The organism is Gibbsiella quercinecans (assembly GCF_002291425.1).
GTDB classification, from domain to species: Bacteria; Pseudomonadota; Gammaproteobacteria; order Enterobacterales; family Enterobacteriaceae; genus Gibbsiella; species Gibbsiella quercinecans.
Window position 1 is genome coordinate 3,796,469 of record NZ_CP014136.1, and the last position, 16,915, is coordinate 3,813,383.

The 16,915-nt window shown below is 56.7% G+C and carries 16 protein-coding genes; 12 read left to right on the forward strand and 4 right to left on the reverse strand.

The features are described from left to right. Nucleotides 1–19 precede the first annotated feature (19 nt). Genes ACN28Q_RS17485 through ACN28Q_RS17495 form a run of 3 tightly spaced genes read left to right on the forward strand, consistent with a single transcriptional unit; the run spans nucleotide 20 to nucleotide 3,715 of the window. Nucleotides 20–1,231: a M20 family metallopeptidase gene (locus ACN28Q_RS17485; protein WP_095847506.1), complete on the forward strand. Its 1,212-nt coding sequence runs from the start codon at nucleotides 20–22 to the stop codon at nucleotides 1,229–1,231. Then, on the forward strand, nucleotides 1,228–2,031 hold the full coding sequence (locus ACN28Q_RS17490) for a transporter substrate-binding domain-containing protein (RefSeq protein ID WP_095847507.1): 804 nt from the start codon (nucleotides 1,228–1,230) through the stop codon (nucleotides 2,029–2,031). Before ACN28Q_RS17485 ends, ACN28Q_RS17490 begins: the two co-directional genes overlap by 4 nt. After that, a complete protein-coding gene (locus tag ACN28Q_RS17495) occupies nucleotides 2,018–3,715 on the forward strand; it encodes a M28 family peptidase (RefSeq protein ID WP_095847508.1) in 1,698 nt (565 codons plus the stop codon). Before ACN28Q_RS17490 ends, ACN28Q_RS17495 begins: the two co-directional genes overlap by 14 nt. Before the next feature lie 90 nt (nucleotides 3,716–3,805). Here the strand turns inward: ACN28Q_RS17495 and ACN28Q_RS17500 are convergent, their stop codons facing one another. Continuing rightward, nucleotides 3,806–4,114: an ElaB/YgaM/YqjD family protein gene (locus ACN28Q_RS17500; protein WP_095847509.1), complete on the reverse strand. Its 309-nt coding sequence runs from the start codon at nucleotides 4,112–4,114 to the stop codon at nucleotides 3,806–3,808. A 213-nt stretch (nucleotides 4,115–4,327) separates the two neighbouring features. Here ACN28Q_RS17500 and asr point away from each other — a divergent pair, with 213 nt between their 5' ends. Beyond that, nucleotides 4,328–4,720, forward strand: coding sequence for an acid resistance repetitive basic protein Asr (gene asr, locus ACN28Q_RS17505; RefSeq protein WP_095849077.1), 393 nt, complete (start codon nucleotides 4,328–4,330; stop codon nucleotides 4,718–4,720). A gap of 111 nt (nucleotides 4,721–4,831) precedes the next feature. Here asr and ACN28Q_RS17510 read toward each other — a convergent pair whose 3' ends face one another. Next, entirely contained in the window at nucleotides 4,832–5,878 is a 1,047-nt protein-coding gene (locus ACN28Q_RS17510) for an alpha/beta hydrolase family protein (protein WP_095847510.1), read from the reverse strand. A 146-nt stretch (nucleotides 5,879–6,024) separates the two neighbouring features. On the opposite strand from ACN28Q_RS17510, the gene ACN28Q_RS17515 reads away from it, so the two are divergent. The 3 genes from ACN28Q_RS17515 (at nucleotide 6,025) to ACN28Q_RS17525 (ending at nucleotide 8,770) form a co-directional block, all read left to right on the forward strand. After that, nucleotides 6,025–7,047 carry a helix-turn-helix domain-containing protein gene (locus tag ACN28Q_RS17515; protein WP_095847511.1) on the forward strand — a complete coding sequence of 341 codons (1,023 nt, stop codon included), beginning with the start codon at nucleotides 6,025–6,027 and terminating at the stop codon, nucleotides 7,045–7,047. A gap of 78 nt (nucleotides 7,048–7,125) precedes the next feature. Further along, the gene (locus ACN28Q_RS17520) at nucleotides 7,126–8,331 is read left to right on the forward strand and encodes an MFS transporter (RefSeq protein ID WP_095847512.1); all 1,206 of its coding nucleotides are present in this window, start codon (nucleotides 7,126–7,128) and stop codon (nucleotides 8,329–8,331) included. A 103-nt stretch (nucleotides 8,332–8,434) separates the two neighbouring features. After that, nucleotides 8,435–8,770, forward strand: a complete 336-nt coding sequence (locus ACN28Q_RS17525) for a DUF2002 family protein (RefSeq protein ID WP_095847513.1) — start codon at nucleotides 8,435–8,437, stop codon at nucleotides 8,768–8,770. Nucleotides 8,771–8,801: 31 nt separating this feature from the next. Here ACN28Q_RS17525 and ACN28Q_RS17530 read toward each other — a convergent pair whose 3' ends face one another. Continuing rightward, on the reverse strand, nucleotides 8,802–9,248 hold the full coding sequence (locus ACN28Q_RS17530; RefSeq protein WP_095847514.1) for a DUF1198 family protein: 447 nt from the start codon (nucleotides 9,246–9,248) through the stop codon (nucleotides 8,802–8,804). A 49-nt stretch (nucleotides 9,249–9,297) separates the two neighbouring features. Then, nucleotides 9,298–9,636, reverse strand: a complete 339-nt coding sequence (locus tag ACN28Q_RS17535; RefSeq protein ID WP_095847515.1) for an MbeD/MobD family mobilization/exclusion family protein — start codon at nucleotides 9,634–9,636, stop codon at nucleotides 9,298–9,300. Nucleotides 9,637–9,841: 205 nt separating this feature from the next. Here ACN28Q_RS17535 and smrA point away from each other — a divergent pair, with 205 nt between their 5' ends. The 5 genes from smrA to bcsB all read left to right on the forward strand — a co-directional run bounded on the left by smrA (nucleotide 9,842) and on the right by bcsB (nucleotide 16,875). After that, complete coding sequence (smrA, locus tag ACN28Q_RS17540) at nucleotides 9,842–10,414, forward strand: DNA endonuclease SmrA (protein WP_095847516.1); 573 nt, start codon at nucleotides 9,842–9,844, stop codon at nucleotides 10,412–10,414. Nucleotides 10,415–10,837: 423 nt separating this feature from the next. After that, a complete protein-coding gene (locus ACN28Q_RS17545) occupies nucleotides 10,838–11,551 on the forward strand; it encodes a cellulose biosynthesis protein BcsO (RefSeq protein WP_095847517.1) in 714 nt (237 codons plus the stop codon). Continuing rightward, the gene (gene bcsQ / locus ACN28Q_RS17550) at nucleotides 11,542–12,315 is read left to right on the forward strand and encodes a cellulose biosynthesis protein BcsQ (protein ID WP_095847518.1); all 774 of its coding nucleotides are present in this window, start codon (nucleotides 11,542–11,544) and stop codon (nucleotides 12,313–12,315) included. Before ACN28Q_RS17545 ends, bcsQ begins: the two co-directional genes overlap by 10 nt. Nucleotides 12,316–12,370: 55 nt before the next feature. After that, nucleotides 12,371–14,470 carry a UDP-forming cellulose synthase catalytic subunit gene (gene bcsA / locus ACN28Q_RS17555; protein ID WP_095847519.1) on the forward strand — a complete coding sequence of 700 codons (2,100 nt, stop codon included), beginning with the start codon at nucleotides 12,371–12,373 and terminating at the stop codon, nucleotides 14,468–14,470. After that, on the forward strand, nucleotides 14,467–16,875 hold the full coding sequence (gene bcsB, locus ACN28Q_RS17560; RefSeq protein WP_095847520.1) for a cellulose biosynthesis cyclic di-GMP-binding regulatory protein BcsB: 2,409 nt from the start codon (nucleotides 14,467–14,469) through the stop codon (nucleotides 16,873–16,875). The genes bcsA and bcsB overlap by 4 nt, the downstream gene beginning before the upstream one ends. The last annotated feature ends 40 nt before the right edge of the window (nucleotides 16,876–16,915 follow it).

Genomic DNA, 16,915 nt, shown 5'->3' on the forward strand with positions numbered 1-16,915 from the left:
ACTTTTATGGGGATGGGATATGAGCGAATGCACCAATATTGGGCATAAGGAAAAAATTATTTATGCCGTGGATGAGTTGGCCCAACCGATGACGCAACTGGCGATGGCGATCCATGCGCAGCCTGAACTGAGTTTTCAGGAATACCACGCTGCGGCAGCGCTGATCGCGCCGCTGCGAGCCGCTGGCTTTGAGATTGAGGAAAACGTGGCCGGCATGGCGACGGCGTTTCGCGCGACCTTTAACGGTAGCCAGGCTGGGCCGCGCATTGCCTTTTTGGCGGAGTACGACGCGCTGGCGGAACTGGGGCATGCCTGCGGACATAATCTGATCGGCACGGCATCGGTGACGGCGGCTTTGGCGCTAGTGCGCGCTTGCCCGCAAATCCCCGGCCGTATTGAAGTGATTGGCACGCCGGCCGAAGAAGAGGGCGGCGGTAAAATCATGATGGTCGATGGCGGCGTTTTCCAGGATGTCGATGCGGCCATGATGTTCCATCCGCGCGAACGTAACATGGTGACGCGTGGTGCGCTGGCCTGCGTGGATGCGGTGTTTCGCTTTTATGGCAAGGCTTCGCATGCTGCATCCGCGCCGCACCTGGGCATCAGCGCGCTGGATGCGGTGATCCAAACGTTTGTCGGCATCAATGCGCTGCGCCAGTTCTTTACCGACGATGTCCGGGTACACGGCATTATTACCCACGGCGGCAGCGCCACCAATATCGTACCGGCCTATGCCGAGGCTAAATTCCTGCTGCGCGCCGCGACGGTGGCTGGCCTGAAAGAAGTGCGGCGCAAAGTGTATGCCGCTACGCGGGCCGCTGCGGAAATGAGCGGCGCCCGGCTTGAGATCGAAGAAGGGTTGACCTATGCCGAACGTAATAACAACCAGGCCTTGGCGGGCGGTTTCCAGCGCAACCTGGCAACGCTGGGGATAGCGGTGAATGAGCCGCCTGCGGGCGGCGGCGTCGGTTCCTCCGACATCGGCAACGTCAGCCAGGTGACCGCCGCTATTCACCCGTATTTACGTATTGGCGACGCCATGCCGCATACGCCGGAGTTTGCCGTTGCCGCTGGCTCCAGCGCGGGCATGATCGCCATGCTGAATGCCGCCAAAGCGCTGGCGATGACCGCCTATGATCTTTGCGCCGATCCGGCGTTTTTCCACGCTGTCCGCGATGAGTTTACGCAATGGCAGTCCCGTTCGACTTCCACCGGAGAAATGCATTCATGAAACTGTTGAAAATAGCGGCCGTTGCGGCCTTGGCCCTGACTTGCCATGCTGCGTTGGCGGCGGGGCAAACGCTGCGCGTGGCGGCGGATCTGGCCTATCCGCCGTTCCAGTTCCGCGATCAAAACGGCAAACCGAGCGGTTTTGAAATTGATATCACCAATGCGGTTTGCCAGGCGGTACAGGTGAAGTGTGATTACGTCGTCAGCAGTTTTGATGCCGAGATCCCATCGTTGGTGGCTAAAAAAGTCGATTTTATTTCACCGCTGGGCGCCACCACCAAACGGCGACAGTCTATTGATTTTAGTGACTATATTTTCCATGTTCCGACGCAGTTGGTTGCCCGTAAAGGCAGTAATCTGTTGCCGGATGCGGCCGTATTGCAGGGCAAACGGATCGCCGTGCAACAGGGATCGATCCAGGAAATGTACGCCAACAAGTACTGGGCGGCGAAAGGTGTGGAGATTGTGATGTATCCCGATCAAGACATGATCTATCAGGATCTGGTTTCCGGCCGTCTTGATGGGGCATTATGCCCGGCGGTGGCCGTGAGCCATGGCTTCTTGAACACGCCGGAAGGGAAAGATTTCGCACTGGTCGGCGGCGAGGTGCGTGATGACGTACTGTTCAGCATCGGCTCGGCCTATGGGGTGCGCAAAGGGGATGATAAAACGCGTGAATTGCTCAATACCGGCCTGGCGAAGATTATGGCCGACGGAACCTGGGACAAGATTAAACAGCACTATTTCGGCGATATCGACATGAAAGTGGCCCCATCAGGGAGCCGCCATGCCGCTCAGTGAACTCAATCAGGCGCAGTTGGCGCCGCTGATGCAGCAACTGTTGGCTCGTTTCCAGCATCTGCATCGGCTTTCCGGTTCGGCGGATGCGGAGCACAGCGCCGATGTGTTGCTGCAGATGCTTGAAGCGCTTGGCATCGTGGCGACGCGGGAGCGCTGCCCGCTGCTGCTAAGCGATCCGCTCTCCGCCAGCCTGGCGTTGCCGGGCAACCCAGATTGGCGCTGCGAAGCGAAAACGCGTTCATTTTCTGCCCATTGCCCACAAGGGGTTGAAGCCGAACTGTTTTATGACGAGCGATCGCGGATGGCGATTCCGGATCGGCTACAGGCACAGTGGGCGGAGCAGGTGCGTGGCAAGATAGTGATTGCCGATCAGGGGTTTGAAGACTATGTGCAACGGCTAGCCGCCGCGGGTGCCGCTGGCCTGGTGCATATTTGGGGCTCGCCGGAAGAGGCGCTGCACGAAGAAACGGTTGGCCCCATCTGGGGAACCCCTGTGCCGGATGATGCCGTGCGCTATCCAGCGCTGCCGGTGGTTTCCATTAATCAACAGCAGGGCCAATCATTGCTGGCGCTGTGCCGCCAGGGGCGATTAACGGCACGTCTGGCGACCGAGGTGCGGGTGCATGTTGCCGAATGCAGCCTGCCGTTGGTCACGATTGCCGGGCGCAGCGATGAGTTTGTGCTGTTGTCATCGCATTATGATTCCTGGCATGAGGGCGTCACCGATAACGCTACCGGCAATGCACTGTGCCTGGCGCTGGCGTTGCATTTTCATCAGCAGCGCGGGCAGTTGCAGCGTGGGCTGCGTATTGCCTGGTGGCCTGGCCATTCCAATGCGCGCTATGGCGGCTCGACCTGGTATGCCGATCGGCACCGTGCCGTGCTGCAGAAGCATTGCGTGGCGCACATCAACGTTGATTCGCCAGGGTGCCGGCAGGCTACAGAAGTGGTGATCAATGCCAGCGGCGCGGAAGATCTCGCATTTCTCAATCAGGCCGTTATCGCCGTGACCGGTGCGCCAGCGCGGCGTATCGCCCCTTTGGGCAAGGGGGGTGACCAGTCATTCTGGGGCAGCGGCATTGCCCTGCATTTTGCTTTCCGGGAAGAGCCGGCGGTGCGGGCTACCCAATCGCCGGGCAGCGGTGGCGGCTGGTGGTGGCATACTCAGGCTGATACGCTAGATAAGGTTGATGAAGCGATTTTATGGCGCGATTGCCGTATCCATGCCCATTGGCTGGCGGGGTTGTTGAGTGAGCCGGCCTTACCGGCCGATCTGGAAAGCTACCGCCAGCAGATGGTGCAATCCCTGGTAGAACTGCAGGTGGAGCTTGATGCGCGCTTCGATCTCACGCCGCTTCTGCTACGCCTAGCGGCGATGGCTGCGGATGTTTCCCGCACCGTGGCCGGTTGGCGGCAGGATCCACGGCGTTGGCAGCCAACGGTTCGCGGGGTGTTGGCGCTTTGGCATCAATTGCGCTACAGCTCAACGGATGATTTTCATTACGATCTCAGCTACCGCGGCGGCGCGTTTCCCGGCCTACAGATGTTGCGCGGCCAGCATCAGGCCGACTGTACCGCAGTGACCTTTTTGATGATGGAAACCCAGTTTTATCGCCAGCGCGATCGGGCGCTGAGTCTGCTGGCGCAGAGCCATGCCCTGCTGTGCGAGCAGCCAAAGGCGTAGGGAAGCCGGGGGGATAAAACGTAAGCGGCCCGTGGTTACCCACGGGCCAGACGCACATTTGTTGTTTTCTCTTTATAACTACAGGGGGTGTTAACGCCGGGCCAGCAGGACGCCGAGCACGATGCCAACAGCGGCCCCGATGCCTACGCCCTGCCAAGGTTTGTCGTGTATATAGTTGTCAGCATGGCTGACCGCGTCACGCGCGTGCTGTGTCAGGCTGGGGGAGTCGTTAAAGCGTGCTCGGGCATCGCGTAAAACCCCTTTTGCCTTATTGTGCAGCTCTTTCAGTTCCTCTTTACTCTTATCACCGGAAGCCCGTAGGACTTCGTCTAATGTATCGGCAAGCAGAGTGACGTCCTGATCGATATCTCGTTCTACTTTTTCGCTTTTCTTAAACATTCGGCTCTCCGTTTCGACACATGTCCAGTAAGTATAGACCATTTTGGTCATTTTGCAGGCGGTGCTGATGTGTTTGAGCTGCGGCAAACGGCTTCTGTACATTTGGTTACGCGAGGAAACCAATCCCTTACTGAAGTGCTACACGGGTTCCTCTATTATCAGCGCAACGGCTCCATTGGGGGCTTACCGAAAAAAACGCTGAGGAATGTCACTATGAAAAAAGTATTTGCGCTGATCGTTGCTGCCGCTATGGGTCTGTCTTCTGTTGCTTTTGCCGCTGATACTGCAGCTGCACCTGCTTCAGCACCTGCTACTGCTGCGGCGCCTGCTGCTGCACAGAAAGCACCGGCTAAAACCACCACTCACAAGAAAGCCCATAAAAAAGTCACCAAAAAAGCCCCGGCACAAAAAGCTCAGGCGGCTAAAAAACATCATAAAGCCACTAAAAAAGCAGCGCCAGCCGCTCAAAAAGCACAGGCTGTAAAAAAACACCACAAAGCCACTAAGAAAGCAGCACCAGCCGCTCAAAAAGCGCAGGCTGCCAAAAAACACCACAAAACCGCTAAAAAAACCGTCGCTAAAAAAGCCGCTACCCCAGCCGCTTAATCATCAGTGACGGAACGGTGCCGGTTAACGGCACCGTGCCAGTATGCAGACACCCGGGCTTGCCCGGGTGTTTTCTTTTTGTACGCCAACGGGGCAATCATCCGTGCGCTGTCATGCGCTGCGCGGCGGGAGCCATGGCCGGATAAAGTCAACGGCGGCACGAATGGCCTGTTGGTGAAATTCGTCGCGTTGCGCCGCCGGTGTGGCGCAAATAAATGCTTCTCCGTCCGCTTCCAGGATGGATTTCGCCGCCGGTGTGCAGGTCGGCAAAAAATCGAAGTGGTTACCGCCAGGCAACGTTAGCGTGCGAATAGGGTAGTTACCGCTATCGGCGGCCAGTTTGGCGCCGCCCAGATTCCCCACCGTGTTCCCTTCCATATAGTGCTGCGGCACGATAACCAACAGCGGCGCACTGAGCCTGCGCAGGCTGGACGGCGACAGGTAATGCACCATCCCCGGATCGAGCGCGATGGCAAAACGGATGCGCGGATCGGTATAGTCTGCATCCATTTGCTGTGCCGGCAAGGCCGACAAATCTACCCCGGCCGCAGTATAGAATTGGCAGCTTGGCGTAGCTGGCGCCTGGCGGCAACCGTGGGCGAAACCCTCGCGCGTGATGCGTCCGCCGATGGCGGCAATGGCGCTGTAGCCCCCTTTGGAATGGCCGATGACGCCGATGGCGTTAGGATTGATATGTTGGCGCCAGCGTGGGTCTTGGCTGACCGCCGTAATCAGGGCGGAAATATCCTGCGTCTGCTGCCACAGCCTGGCCGAGCGTGCCGGTATGGAATCGCCGGTGGTGCTGCCGGGGTGGTTCACCGCCACCACGATAGCGCCTTGCTGCACCAACGCCTGCGCCAGCCAGGCTTGGCTCGTTGCGTTGCCGCCGCTGCCATGGCTTAACACAATCAGCGGGAAACGCCCGGCAGCGGCAGGCGCATCAAGATGGGTGTTGATGCAGTTAAATACTGCGGAGAGGCATTCAGGCGCCGGGGTGCTCGCCGCGCGTTGTTCATCGGGCGGCGTTGTGGGGTAACGTACCCACCCAGTAAGCACTCGCTCACCGTTGTGAAAGGTCTGTTGATGGCTGGCGACCTGATAGGGCGCGGCATTCGCCAATGTGCTGAATAATGCAATAAGCAGCAGTAGGGTTTTCATTTCGGGTTCTCATGGCTGATGGAGACGCCATTGTGCCCACGCCGGGAATTGCCGCGACCTCGATCGCGATCCAGCACCTCAACCGATTGTTTTAACAGTTTTAAGGCCCTACACTCGGCATTCAGTCACTACTCTGATGGATCGCTATGCCACTTGTTCCGCTTTCCTTTCTGTTTAGCCTGATGTGCCTGATCCTGCTGTTGCGCCTTGGCCGCCCACAGCGCCAGCGCTGGGCGTTCCAACTGTTGCTGCTGTTGTGTATCTGGCAGAGCCTGTTGATTGGGGTGCGCTATGGCTACCATGTGGCGCTGTTTAATCCGTTGCAGCCCTTCGGCGCCGTGCTGGTGCCGGTGCTGAGCTATCTGGCGTTGCTGACCAGTGCCCAGGGGCGGTTGAGCCGTTATACCTATGGGCACCTGCTGCTGCCGCTGTGGGTGTGGCTGGTTGTCCGGTGGGCGCCGGTGTTGTTGGATGCGTCGATTGTCGCCAGCTATCTGGGCTATGGCATCGCCATGCTGTTTTACCTGCGCCGGGGGGAGAACTGCCTGCAACAGGTGGCGCTGACGGAAAGCTGGCTGAGCTACCGGCTGTGGCGGGCATTGGGCGCCGTGCTGATACTGTGCAGCATGGCTGAAATCGTGATTATTGTGGATTTCGAGCTGTTCGACGGGCGGTTGGCGGCGCTGGTGGCCACCGTCAGCAATACGCTGCTGGCTCTTGGCGTCGCCCTGGCGCTTGGGCTGATGCGGCCGCCGGAGGCCGCGGTGGAGCCCGTGGCGGAGCCGGGCGGCGAGGAGCGTGCCGCCCCTGAACAGACGGCGGCGTGGTTTGCCCAAATATGCCAGCGTTTGCAACAGGATAATCTTTACTTAACGCCTGAGCTGAACCTGGCCAGCCTGGCGCGCAAAGTGGGCCTGCCGGCCCGTAAGGTTTCGCAGGCCATTAACCAGCAGACCGGGATGAACGTTTCCCAGTATGTGAATCAACTGCGGATCCAGCAGGCGGCGGCGTGGCTGCGCGGCAGTGAAAAGCCCGTGACAGAAATTATGCTGGATGCCGGTTTTATCACTAAATCGAATTTTAATCGCGAGTTTCAGCGCGTCCTGGGCATGAGCCCCAGTGAATGGCGCAGGCAGCAAACTGAGAATGAAAATAATAATTCGTTATAACTATCACATTTCTCATCGGTTTGTGCTGGGGTATGCTGATAGACGTTGTCGTTCCCCCTTGTTTGTGAGCCACGCCCCATGACCGCAATCAGTAGCAAAGAAAATAATTCTCAGCTTAACAAGCGGATTTTATCCGTGGTGATGTTTACGTTTACCTGTTATCTGACCATCGGTTTGCCGCTGGCGGTGTTGCCGGGCTTTGTACATAACCACCTGGGTTATAACTCGGTGATGGCAGGGTTGATTATCAGCGCGCAATATTTCGCAACGCTGGTCAGCCGTCCGCATGCCGGCCGCTACGCCGATCAGTTCGGGCCGAAAAAGGTGGTGCTGTTTGGCCTGGCCTGCTGCGGGTTGAGCGGGGTGTTTTACGCTATCGCCTATTGGTTCGATGGCCTGCCGTTGCTGAGCCTGATCCTGCTGTGCGTTGGCCGCGTGTTTCTGGGCGTGGGGGAAAGCTTCGCCAGCACCGGTTCGACGCTGTGGGGCATCGGGTTGGTGGGATCAGCACATACGGCGCGAGTGATTTCCTGGAACGGTGTGGCCACCTATGGTGCGATGGCCGGCGGCGCGCCGCTGGGCGTTTATCTTAACCAGCACTGGGGCCTGGCCGGGGTGGCCGGGCTGATTGTGTTCGCGGTGCTGGTGTCGTTGTGGCTGGCAAGCGGCAAACCGGTGGTGGCGATTTCGGCCGGCAAGCGTATTGCCTTCAGCGCCGTGTTTGGGCGCATCTGGGCGTATGGGGTGGGGTTGGCGCTCGGCACCGTGGGGTTTGGCGTTATCGCCACGTTCATCACCCTGTACTACGCCGAAAAAAGCTGGAGTGGCGCGGCCTTCACGCTCACGTTATTTAGCTGTGCGTTTGTCGGTATGCGGTTGTTGTTCAGTAATGCCATCAACCGTCATGGCGGCCTGAGTGTGACGCTGGTGTCTTTTGCGATCGAAATTGCCGGCCTGCTGTTGATCTGGCTGGCGATTGCGCCGTGGATGGTGCAGATCGGCGCACTGCTGGCCGGGGCGGGCTTCTCGCTGGTGTTCCCGGCGCTGGGCGTTGAGGCGGTAAAACAGGTGCCGCAACAAAACCAGGGGACTGCGCTTGGGTTGTATTCGGCGTTTCTGGATTTGGCGCTGGGGATCACTGGGCCGGTGGCCGGGCTGCTGATCACCTATAGCGGTATGCCGTCAATCTATCTGGCGGCGGCGCTGATGGTGTTTTTTGGCGCGCTGTTAACGCTGCGGATGCAGGCGCTGGCGCGCCGTGGATCGGCAATAAACCATAACTAGGGATTATTCTGAAACCCTTATTTATATTAATAAAGTTATTGTTTCATCTGTCGTTTGCGGTAAGGTCGCACTGCTATTTAGAAATAAAAATAAGGAGAAATTAATGTATTTACGGCCGGATGAAGTGGCTAGAGTGTTGGAGAGTGCCGGCTTTGTACGTGATTATGTCAGCGACCAGGCCTATGGTTACCGCAAGGGCGAACACTATGTGTATGTTAACCGGGAAGCGCGTTTGGGGCGAACAGCCCTGGTGATCCACCCCGCGCTGAAAGAGAAGAGCCAGCATTTTGCCTCGCCGACCTCACCGGTGCGCACCAGCGAGCAGTATCTCGAATTCCCTCTGGACTTAAGTGGTGATGCGCCAACCCAGCGTTATGGTATCCCTCACGGTTTTAGCTCCCGCGATGCGCTTTCACGCTATCTGTACAGCATGTTCTGATGCGTTTTCCCCCGGCTGAGGGGGAACGCACTCACAGCGCTACCAGCACCTCATGGTTGAAACGCTCGTTATAGCTGCGGCGAAACTGCGCCAGCTCAAACGCGTCCAGATCCATATCGGCAAAATAAAACAGCGCGGCCTCGGTGTGCTCACTGAGCAACTCCGGCGACAGGCCCGCGCGTATTAATATTTCGCGCCAGTGGCCGATCTGCTCATCGTCCGCCTGTTTGACAAAGGTGGCATAGATAAAGATCAGATAGGCTGCCTGATGCATTTCTTCGGTGTAGCCGTTATTCAGCATCCTGATGAAATTTTGGCTTTGGCGCGGCCCCATTTCCTGCATCATCGACTCAATCAGCAAGGGTTTGATCTTCAGCCGATGCGCCAGTGAAGCCACCGCTTTGCGGGTATCGGAAGTCAGGATGAAGTAACCCGCGATAAAAACGAATACCAAGGCAGCGATGATGATCCACGTCATGACGTTGTCTTATTGTGTTGGGGCGCTGTGCCGGGCTATAGGCACCGGCTTAGTGCTCATTGCCAAAACTGCCGCCGGGGCGCGTTTGCGAATTATGCAGGTGGTGGTTGAAGGTAGCGGCATCTTTCGCCAGCGCATCCAGATGGGCGCCCAGCATTTTGATTTGTTTCACCAACGCATGCTGTTCCGGCACCGAACTGGCGGTGCTCAATTTGCGCCGCAACTGTTCATTCTGCGCGCGCAGAGCCGCTTCCCGCTGTTTGGCTTCTTCCAGCAGCTGTTGCAGTGCCTGATAGCTTTGCTGCCATTCACGGTGCTGCTTTTCGAAGCTGGCTTGCAATTCATTCATTGCATGTTGAAACCGAATATCCAGCTCGCGCATTGTCATCTTCTTCTTCCTTATTGCGGCACTCAATCGAGGTTGGCAGTATAGCGAAAACTGTTCAGAAGCTCACCCGTTGCCGCACCCTTTGTTGACAATCTGTTACTTGCAACCCTGCGGCGGTGTCTTACAATCATCACTATCCCCTGACGGAGAAGGATCCCAGCCTTTTTTTTGCTATCCCCAGTAAGCCAGTAAGAGTGACACGACGATGAGCAACGATGAACAAGGTTTTTTTGAGCAGGCGATGGCGGATGTGATCCCGCTCGCCGGGCGGCAGCAGACGCTGTACTTGAAACCGCAGGATTATGTGGATAAAACCCAGCGCCGGGAGGCGCGGGCCTTACCGTTGGACAACGTTCTTAGCACTGATTTTCTGGCGATTATTCCCCGAGCTACGGCGCTGGAATATAAACGTGAAGGGATCCAGCAGGGCGTGCTGGATAAGCTGCGCCAGGGGCGCTATGCCCTGCAGGGCAGTTTGAACCTGCGTGGCAGCACGGTGGAGCAGTGCCGGCAGGCGTTGTTTAGTTTTATTGTCCAGGCGGAAAGGCAAAACCTGCGCTCGTTGCTGGTTGTGCACGGCTATGGCCGGGCGGATGACAGCCATGCGAACATCGTGCGCAGCTATGTCGCCAAATGGCTGGCGCAGCTCGAGCAGGTGCAAGCGTTTTGCCGGGCTTTACCGCGGGACGGCGGCGATGGCGCCTGTTATGTCACGCTGCGTAAGTCTGCGGCGGCAAGGGCCGATAACTTCGAGCGTCATGCCAAACATAGCCGTTAGCCAAAATATTTTAAAAAAACTAATGAATATATACCCAAAATAATTCGAGTTGCAGGAAGGCGGCAACGCAGCGAATTCCCAGGAGCTTACTTGAGTAAGTGACTGGGGTGAGCGAAGAAAGCCAACACACCTGCAACTTGAAGTATGAAGGGGATAGAGATTACGTTGCGTAATCAATAATTACGCCGGGTTTATATTTGTTTCCTTTATGTGCCTTTACAGATGTTTTTCTGTACACAATAAAAATAATCTCGTGATATTTTTTTGATCTTCGTTACACTTTGAGTAACATTAAAGCGTAAGACGGTGTTTTTACAATGGACTGTGTTTTTTTACTATGAACCCGCCGTTTGTCTCCCTGATTAATGGTGATGTCAGTGCCTTTTGCGTGGATAAAAAGATAATCCAGACAGGGTTGCCTATATGAATAAGTATGATGATATCAAACGCTTTATCGAAAAAACAAAAGTAGAAGGCATTGATTATAAAGAGATAAATGAAAGGGTGGTGGAAGAGGATCTGGCAACCTCAATGAAAAAATGGAGTTTGATTAAACAAATTTCCGCCATTGAAGAAGATTCCGATCCCCCTTTTGGTAAAGGCATGACCACCCAATCTGTGCCGCAGCCCGTGAGTGCGGAAGAGTTTGCCAATGCGGCACGGCAGGCGCGTAAGCAAGCAGAAACGGCTGCTGCCGCACCGCGCGCGCCAAAAGCCACCTCTGCGCCTGCGATTGATCCTTTTTCTTCCGAAGTGCCGCCGCCGGTACCAGGCTCCCGTCTGATGGATTCCCTGCATGCGGTGCTGCCGCCGCAATCGGCGCCCACTGTGGCGCTGGAGGACGAAAACCCGGTGCTGCAAGTCGCATCCATTACCCCGGGCCACCAACAGAACCTGCTTGATTCCCTTAATCAGTTTTTGCCGCCAGGCCAGCAGGATGTTGCGCCAGCGGCTGCCCCTTCGCTGTTGGAGAAGGCGCCATTAACGGCGCCGGTAGCGGCTACACTGCCGCCAGCGGCAGCGGATAGCGGGTTCCGCCAGATGTTTAAGCAAAAAGCACCGCAGCAGGCCGCGGCATTATTACCTCGCGACACACCGCTCCAACCCTTGCTAGAGATGATTGCATTATGCCGTTAGTTTGCGTTTGTTCGCCGAAAGGTGGCGTAGGGAAAACCACGATAGCTGCAAATTTGGCCTATTCCCTGGCCCGCAGTGGCAGTAAAATCCTGGTGATTGATTTTGACGTGCAGAACGCACTGCGTTTGCACTTTGGCGTGCCCATTTCGGATACGCGTGGCTTTGTGGCGAATGCCACGGAGGAATCGGATTGGAGCCAGTTTATTTTAAAGGCCGGCTCTAATACTTTTGTGCTGCCCTATGGCGACGTGACGGAAGATCAGCGCCTGGCGTTTGAACACCGTTTGGCGGCCGATCCGCTGTTTTTGAAGCGCGGCCTGAACGCCGTATTGAATTATCCGGGGCTGGTGATTATCGCCGACTTTCCGCCAGGCCCAGGGCCGGCGCTCAAAGCGGTGCAGGCCATTGCCGATTTGCACGTGGTGGTGATGCTGGCGGATACCGCCTCGCTGTCACTGTTGCCGCATATGGAGCAACATAAATTAATCGGTATGCCGCTCAATAATAAAAATGGCGAGTATTATGTCGTCAACCAAATTGATACCCGCCGTACGTTAAGCCGAGATGTCACGCAGTTTTTTGAGCAGCGTTTGCATGAGCATTTATTAGGAACGGTTCACCGGGATGAGTGTGTGCCGGAGGCTAACGCTTCGCAACAGGCCATAATTGACTTTAATCCGGTATCTGCTTCGGCGTTTGATATTGAATTGATTAGCAAAAAGGTTGCCGCCATTTTGGGGATTAAAATCGGCGTGGGGGAATGATTCGCACGATTAGATATAAATAATTATCAATATTATTTTTTGGTGGCCTGATGTTATGAATAAAATACTTTTTTATCTCCTGATGCTTTTGCTATTACCGGTTGCCGTGGTGATTATCATTACGCCGATGGATAGCGAGAAACAGTATATTTTTGGTCTGATTAGCATCGCCATACTGTTTTTGCTGGGGCAAAGCAAAAGCAAGCGTATTACGGTTGTAATGGTCATCATGTCGGCCATGATGTCGATACGTTACATTTACTGGCGCACGACGGAAACGCTGCATTTTAACTCCACCATCGAAGCCATCCTAGGCATCGGGTTATACCTGGCCGAATTGTACATCTGGGGGATCCTGCTGCTGGGCTACCTGCAAACCACGTGGCCGCTACAGCGCAAGATTGAGCCGTTGCCGGATGACACCACACTTTGGCCGACGGTGGATGTTTATATCCCCACCTACAACGAAAGCCTGGACGTGGTGTGCGACACCGTACTGGCCGCACAATGCATTGATTACCCAAAAGACAAAATAAAAATCTATGTGTTGGATGACGGCACGCGCAACGAGTTTGCCGTGTTCGCGGCGGACGCCGGCGTGGGCTACATTACCCGCGCCGAGCACTCGCATGCCAAAGCCGGCAACCTGAACCATGCGATGAAGGTCACCAAAGGCGAGTTGATCTGCGTATTTGACTGTGACCACGTGGCCACCCGCGCTTTCCTGCAGGCGACGGTTGGCGGTTTTCTGAAGGATCCCCGCCTGGCGCTGGTGCAGACGCCGCACTATTTTTATTCCCCCGATCCGTTTGAACGCAACCTGTCCGCCGCGCGTGCCATGCCGGGCGAAGGGGCGTTGTTCTATGGCCCGATTCAGCAGGGCAACGACAACTGGAACTCCACCTTTTTCTGCGGCTCTTGTGCGGTTATCCGCCGTACTGCGCTGGATGAAGTCGGCGGTTTTGCCGTTGAGACGGTAACCGAAGATGCCCACACCGCATTGAAAATGCAGCGTCGCGGCTGGAATACGTCCTTTTTGTCGATTCCGCTGGCCGCCGGGCTGGCAACGGAGCGCCTGGGGCTGCACATTGTTCAGCGTACCCGCTGGGCGCGCGGCATGACACAGATTTTCCGCGTCGACAACCCGCTGCTTGGCCGTGGGCTGAAGCTACCGCAGCGCCTGTGTTACCTCAGCGCCATGCTGTATTACCAACTGGGGCTGCCGCGGGTGGTGTTCCTGACGGCGCCGAGCGTCTACCTGTTGTTTAACCTTAATATTATCTCCTCATCGGCCAGCCTGATTTTTGCCTATGCGCTGCCGCACCTGGTGATGTCGATCTATGTCAACTCGCGCATGAACGGCCGCTTTCGCTACAGTTTCTGGGGCGAAATTTACGATACCGTCATGGCGTTTCACCTGGTATTGCCGACGCTCGTCACCATGCTGGCGCCCAAGCGCGGTAAATTCAACGTCACGGATAAAGGCGGGCTGCTGGACGTCGGCTTCTTCGACTTCAACATCGTAAAACCGCACCTAATCGTTGCCGTGTTGATGATGATCGGTATCGGCTACGGCATTGTGCGGGCCATTTTCCACGATTACTTTGGCGTGGATCCGCGCGTAGTGGCGCTGAACGTGCTGTGGGGGGGATTTAGCGTACTGATCCTGCTGGCGGCGATCGCCGTTGCCAAGGAAACCCGCCAGGTGCGCAAAACTATCCGCGTGGAAGCGGCGATCCCGGCGATTATCCACTACGCCAACGGTATTTCCCTGCGCACCACCACCATTGATATCTCTATGGGCGGCGTTCAACTGATCACCCCGGATGAGCGTTACCTGAATGAAGAGATTGAGGATGTGGAAATTCAGTTATCTTCCGGTGCCGAAAGCTTCCCGGTGCGGCAAATCAGCGGCGACAAAGATCGTCTTCGTCTGCAGTTCAAGAACCTGTCTTTACCACGGCGCCGTGAGCTGGTGCGCATTGTTTTATGCCGAGCGGACGCCTGGATTGGCGAGAGTTACCCACAGGATAACCCGCTGCGCTCTCTGGCCAGCATTGTGCGCTGTGTCTTTGAGCTTTTTTACAACACATGGAAAGAGCGTCGGGCCAAAAACAAGCCTGCTGCGCCTGCCAGCAAAGGTGAAGCGGCATGAAATACAGTGTGAAAAACGGCAAGCGTTTATTTCGCGGCCATAAACTGCTCAGCAGCCTGCTGTTGATGCTCGGTATATTACCCGCAGCGCAGAGCGCTGCGGAAGAAGCCGCCCCTGCCGCCGGCGATGCCGCTGCGGTTACGTTGCCCGACTGGTTACCGCCGGCGCCTACGGCGCCGGCGGCTGTGGGAGCGGCTCCCACAGCCCAACAACAAACTGATGAGCCGGTTACGCCGCCGCCCGGCGGGCCAGCGGCGCAGCCGCTCGCCACGGATCTGACCGTAGCTGAAATGGGGCAGCCCGGCGGCCTGACGCTGAGCGGCGTGCAATTGCAATCCGGCATCACGTTCACGCTGCCGCGCGATCAGGTGATCACCAATGCCAAATTGACCCTGGTGCTGAAGGTGTCGCCGGCATTGCTTGCCCGCGACGCCTCGCTCGATCTGATGCTCAACGGCCAGCCGCTGGGTAGCCTGCCGCTCAGCCAGGATAGCGGCGGCAACGGTACCTATGAGCTGGATATTCCCGGCGCGATGATCGTCTCCAGCAACAACCTGAGCTTCCGGGTGAGCGGCAGCGACAGTATGACCTGCCAGGCGTCGGAATCCTCACAGTATTGGGTTACCGTGCAACCGAACAGCGTGTTGAAGCTGGAAGGGTTACAACTGGACAGCAGCCCGGATTTGGGCCATTTCCCACGGCCATTCTTTGATTCGCTGCAAATGCAGGAATCGAAAATCCCGCTGGCGTTCTCCTCCACGATGAAACCGGGCGACGTTAGCGCCGCGGCCATCGTTGCCTCTTATTTTGGTATAGTGTCCGATTATCGCGGCGTGGATTTCCCCGTGGTGCTGGGCGATCTGCCGGAGCAAAACGGCATTTTGTTTGGCCGGCCGGGCGAAAAAATTGGCTCGCTGACGCTGCCGGCCAGCAACGGCGCCTCACTGAAGGTTATCAATAACCCGGTGAACCCGGTTTACAAACTGTTGCTGGTGCTGGGCAATAACGATGTCCAATTGCGCCAGGCCGCCTACCGGCTGGTGACCAGCCCGCTGCCCGATCAGATGGATACGGTGGCCGTGGACAACACGTTGATCCCGTCAAGGGCGCCTTATGATGCCCCGCGCTGGATTGATACTTCGCAGCCCGTGCCCCTGGGCGAACTGATCGGCCGCGATCAGAACAATGCGCTGACATCGAACGGCATTTACCATGAGGGCATCAAGGTGGCCTTCCGCGCCGCGCCGGATCTGTTCATGTGGGATGGCCGCCATATTCCGCTGCGCCTGGATTATCACTTCCCGGCGGATCACTGGATTGATGAAGACCGCTCGCGGCTCAACGTGTCAATCAACGGCACCTTCCTGCGCGATCTGACGGTGAATAAAGTTGGCCTGCTGGAGAATATCTGGCGCCGCCTGGGGGGCGACAGCCGCCAGGAAAGCTACACGTTGCAGCTTTCCCCTTACCTGATCTACGGCGATAACCAACTGCAGTTTTACTTCGACATCAAGCCGAAGCAGGGCACACCGTGCAGCATTCTCACCAGCAATAACAGCAAAAGCCGCATTGACCCCCGCTCGTATATCGATCTGAGCGGCAGCTATCATTTTACCCAGTTACCGAACCTGTCCTACTTTGTCGGCGCTTCCTATCCCTTCTCTAAACTGGCGGATTTTTCCAGCAGCCTGCTGTTGCTGCCGGAGGCGCCTAGCGCAGGGGAAATCCGTAGCCTGATGAACATGAGCGCCCGTGCCGGTAATGCTACCGGAGTGCCGGTGGGCAATGTGCAGGTGGCGTTTGGCTTGCCGGAAAACGCCCAGGAAAACCCGCTGTTTGCCCGCGATATTTTGGCGGTCAGCACGCTGGCGAACAGCGGGTTTAACCAACGGTTGTTGCAGCAGTCGCCGTTTGACATCAGCGCTGACTTACTGGCAGTGAAAAAGACCACCCAGTTACAGCGCCTGGTGTCCTGGCTGACCGGTGATTGGTATACCCAACCGCTGGATGCCGATCGTTATCTGCAGTCTAACGGCGAGTGGCGCGGCTTTGTCAGCTACCGTTCACCGTGGTCGGCCAATCATGTTGTGGTGCTGGTGAGTGGCAGCGACGAGCAGGAATTGGCCAAAATCCATAACGATCTGAAGTCGCCGGAGATCAACGCCGGCGTGCGCGGTGATCTCGCGGTGATCACCGATGAAAATGGCGTGCGCAGTTTCAGCGTTGGCCAACAGTTCCCGAGCGGCCAAATGCCCTGGCACATGATGGTGATCTGGTATGCCAGCACCCATATTGTGATCCTGGCGTGGATCGCCGTGGCGCTTTCCCTGATCGCGGGCAGCGCGGCCTATCTGATGCTGGTGCGCCATTCGGCCAGGCGCTTGGGCAAGCAGCCAAAGAAATAACGATGATGACAATGATAAACGCATTACCTATTAAGCAGCC

Excerpts from the sequence above, each read along its gene's own strand:
- ACN28Q_RS17510 (WP_095847510.1), bottom strand. The coding sequence starts at position 5,878 with ATGAAAACCCTACTGCTGCTTATTGCATTATTCAGCACATTGGCGAAT.
- bcsQ (WP_095847518.1), top strand. The coding sequence starts at position 11,542 with ATGCCGTTAGTTTGCGTTTGTTCGCCGAAAGGTGGCGTAGGGAAAACC.
- ACN28Q_RS17515 (WP_095847511.1), top strand. The coding sequence starts at position 6,025 with ATGCCACTTGTTCCGCTTTCCTTTCTGTTTAGCCTGATGTGCCTGATC.
- smrA (WP_095847516.1), top strand. The coding sequence starts at position 9,842 with ATGAGCAACGATGAACAAGGTTTTTTTGAGCAGGCGATGGCGGATGTG.
- ACN28Q_RS17490 (WP_095847507.1), top strand. The coding sequence starts at position 1,228 with ATGAAACTGTTGAAAATAGCGGCCGTTGCGGCCTTGGCCCTGACTTGC.
- ACN28Q_RS17530 (WP_095847514.1), bottom strand. The coding sequence starts at position 9,248 with ATGACGTGGATCATCATCGCTGCCTTGGTATTCGTTTTTATCGCGGGT.
- ACN28Q_RS17525 (WP_095847513.1), top strand. The coding sequence starts at position 8,435 with ATGTATTTACGGCCGGATGAAGTGGCTAGAGTGTTGGAGAGTGCCGGC.
- bcsB (WP_095847520.1), top strand. The coding sequence starts at position 14,467 with ATGAAATACAGTGTGAAAAACGGCAAGCGTTTATTTCGCGGCCATAAA.
- ACN28Q_RS17500 (WP_095847509.1), bottom strand. The coding sequence starts at position 4,114 with ATGTTTAAGAAAAGCGAAAAAGTAGAACGAGATATCGATCAGGACGTC.
- ACN28Q_RS17485 (WP_095847506.1), top strand. The coding sequence starts at position 20 with ATGAGCGAATGCACCAATATTGGGCATAAGGAAAAAATTATTTATGCC.
- ACN28Q_RS17535 (WP_095847515.1), bottom strand. The coding sequence starts at position 9,636 with ATGACAATGCGCGAGCTGGATATTCGGTTTCAACATGCAATGAATGAA.
- ACN28Q_RS17495 (WP_095847508.1), top strand. The coding sequence starts at position 2,018 with ATGCCGCTCAGTGAACTCAATCAGGCGCAGTTGGCGCCGCTGATGCAG.
- asr (WP_095849077.1), top strand. The coding sequence starts at position 4,328 with ATGAAAAAAGTATTTGCGCTGATCGTTGCTGCCGCTATGGGTCTGTCT.
- bcsA (WP_095847519.1), top strand. The coding sequence starts at position 12,371 with ATGAATAAAATACTTTTTTATCTCCTGATGCTTTTGCTATTACCGGTT.
- ACN28Q_RS17545 (WP_095847517.1), top strand. The coding sequence starts at position 10,838 with ATGAATAAGTATGATGATATCAAACGCTTTATCGAAAAAACAAAAGTA.
- ACN28Q_RS17520 (WP_095847512.1), top strand. The coding sequence starts at position 7,126 with ATGACCGCAATCAGTAGCAAAGAAAATAATTCTCAGCTTAACAAGCGG.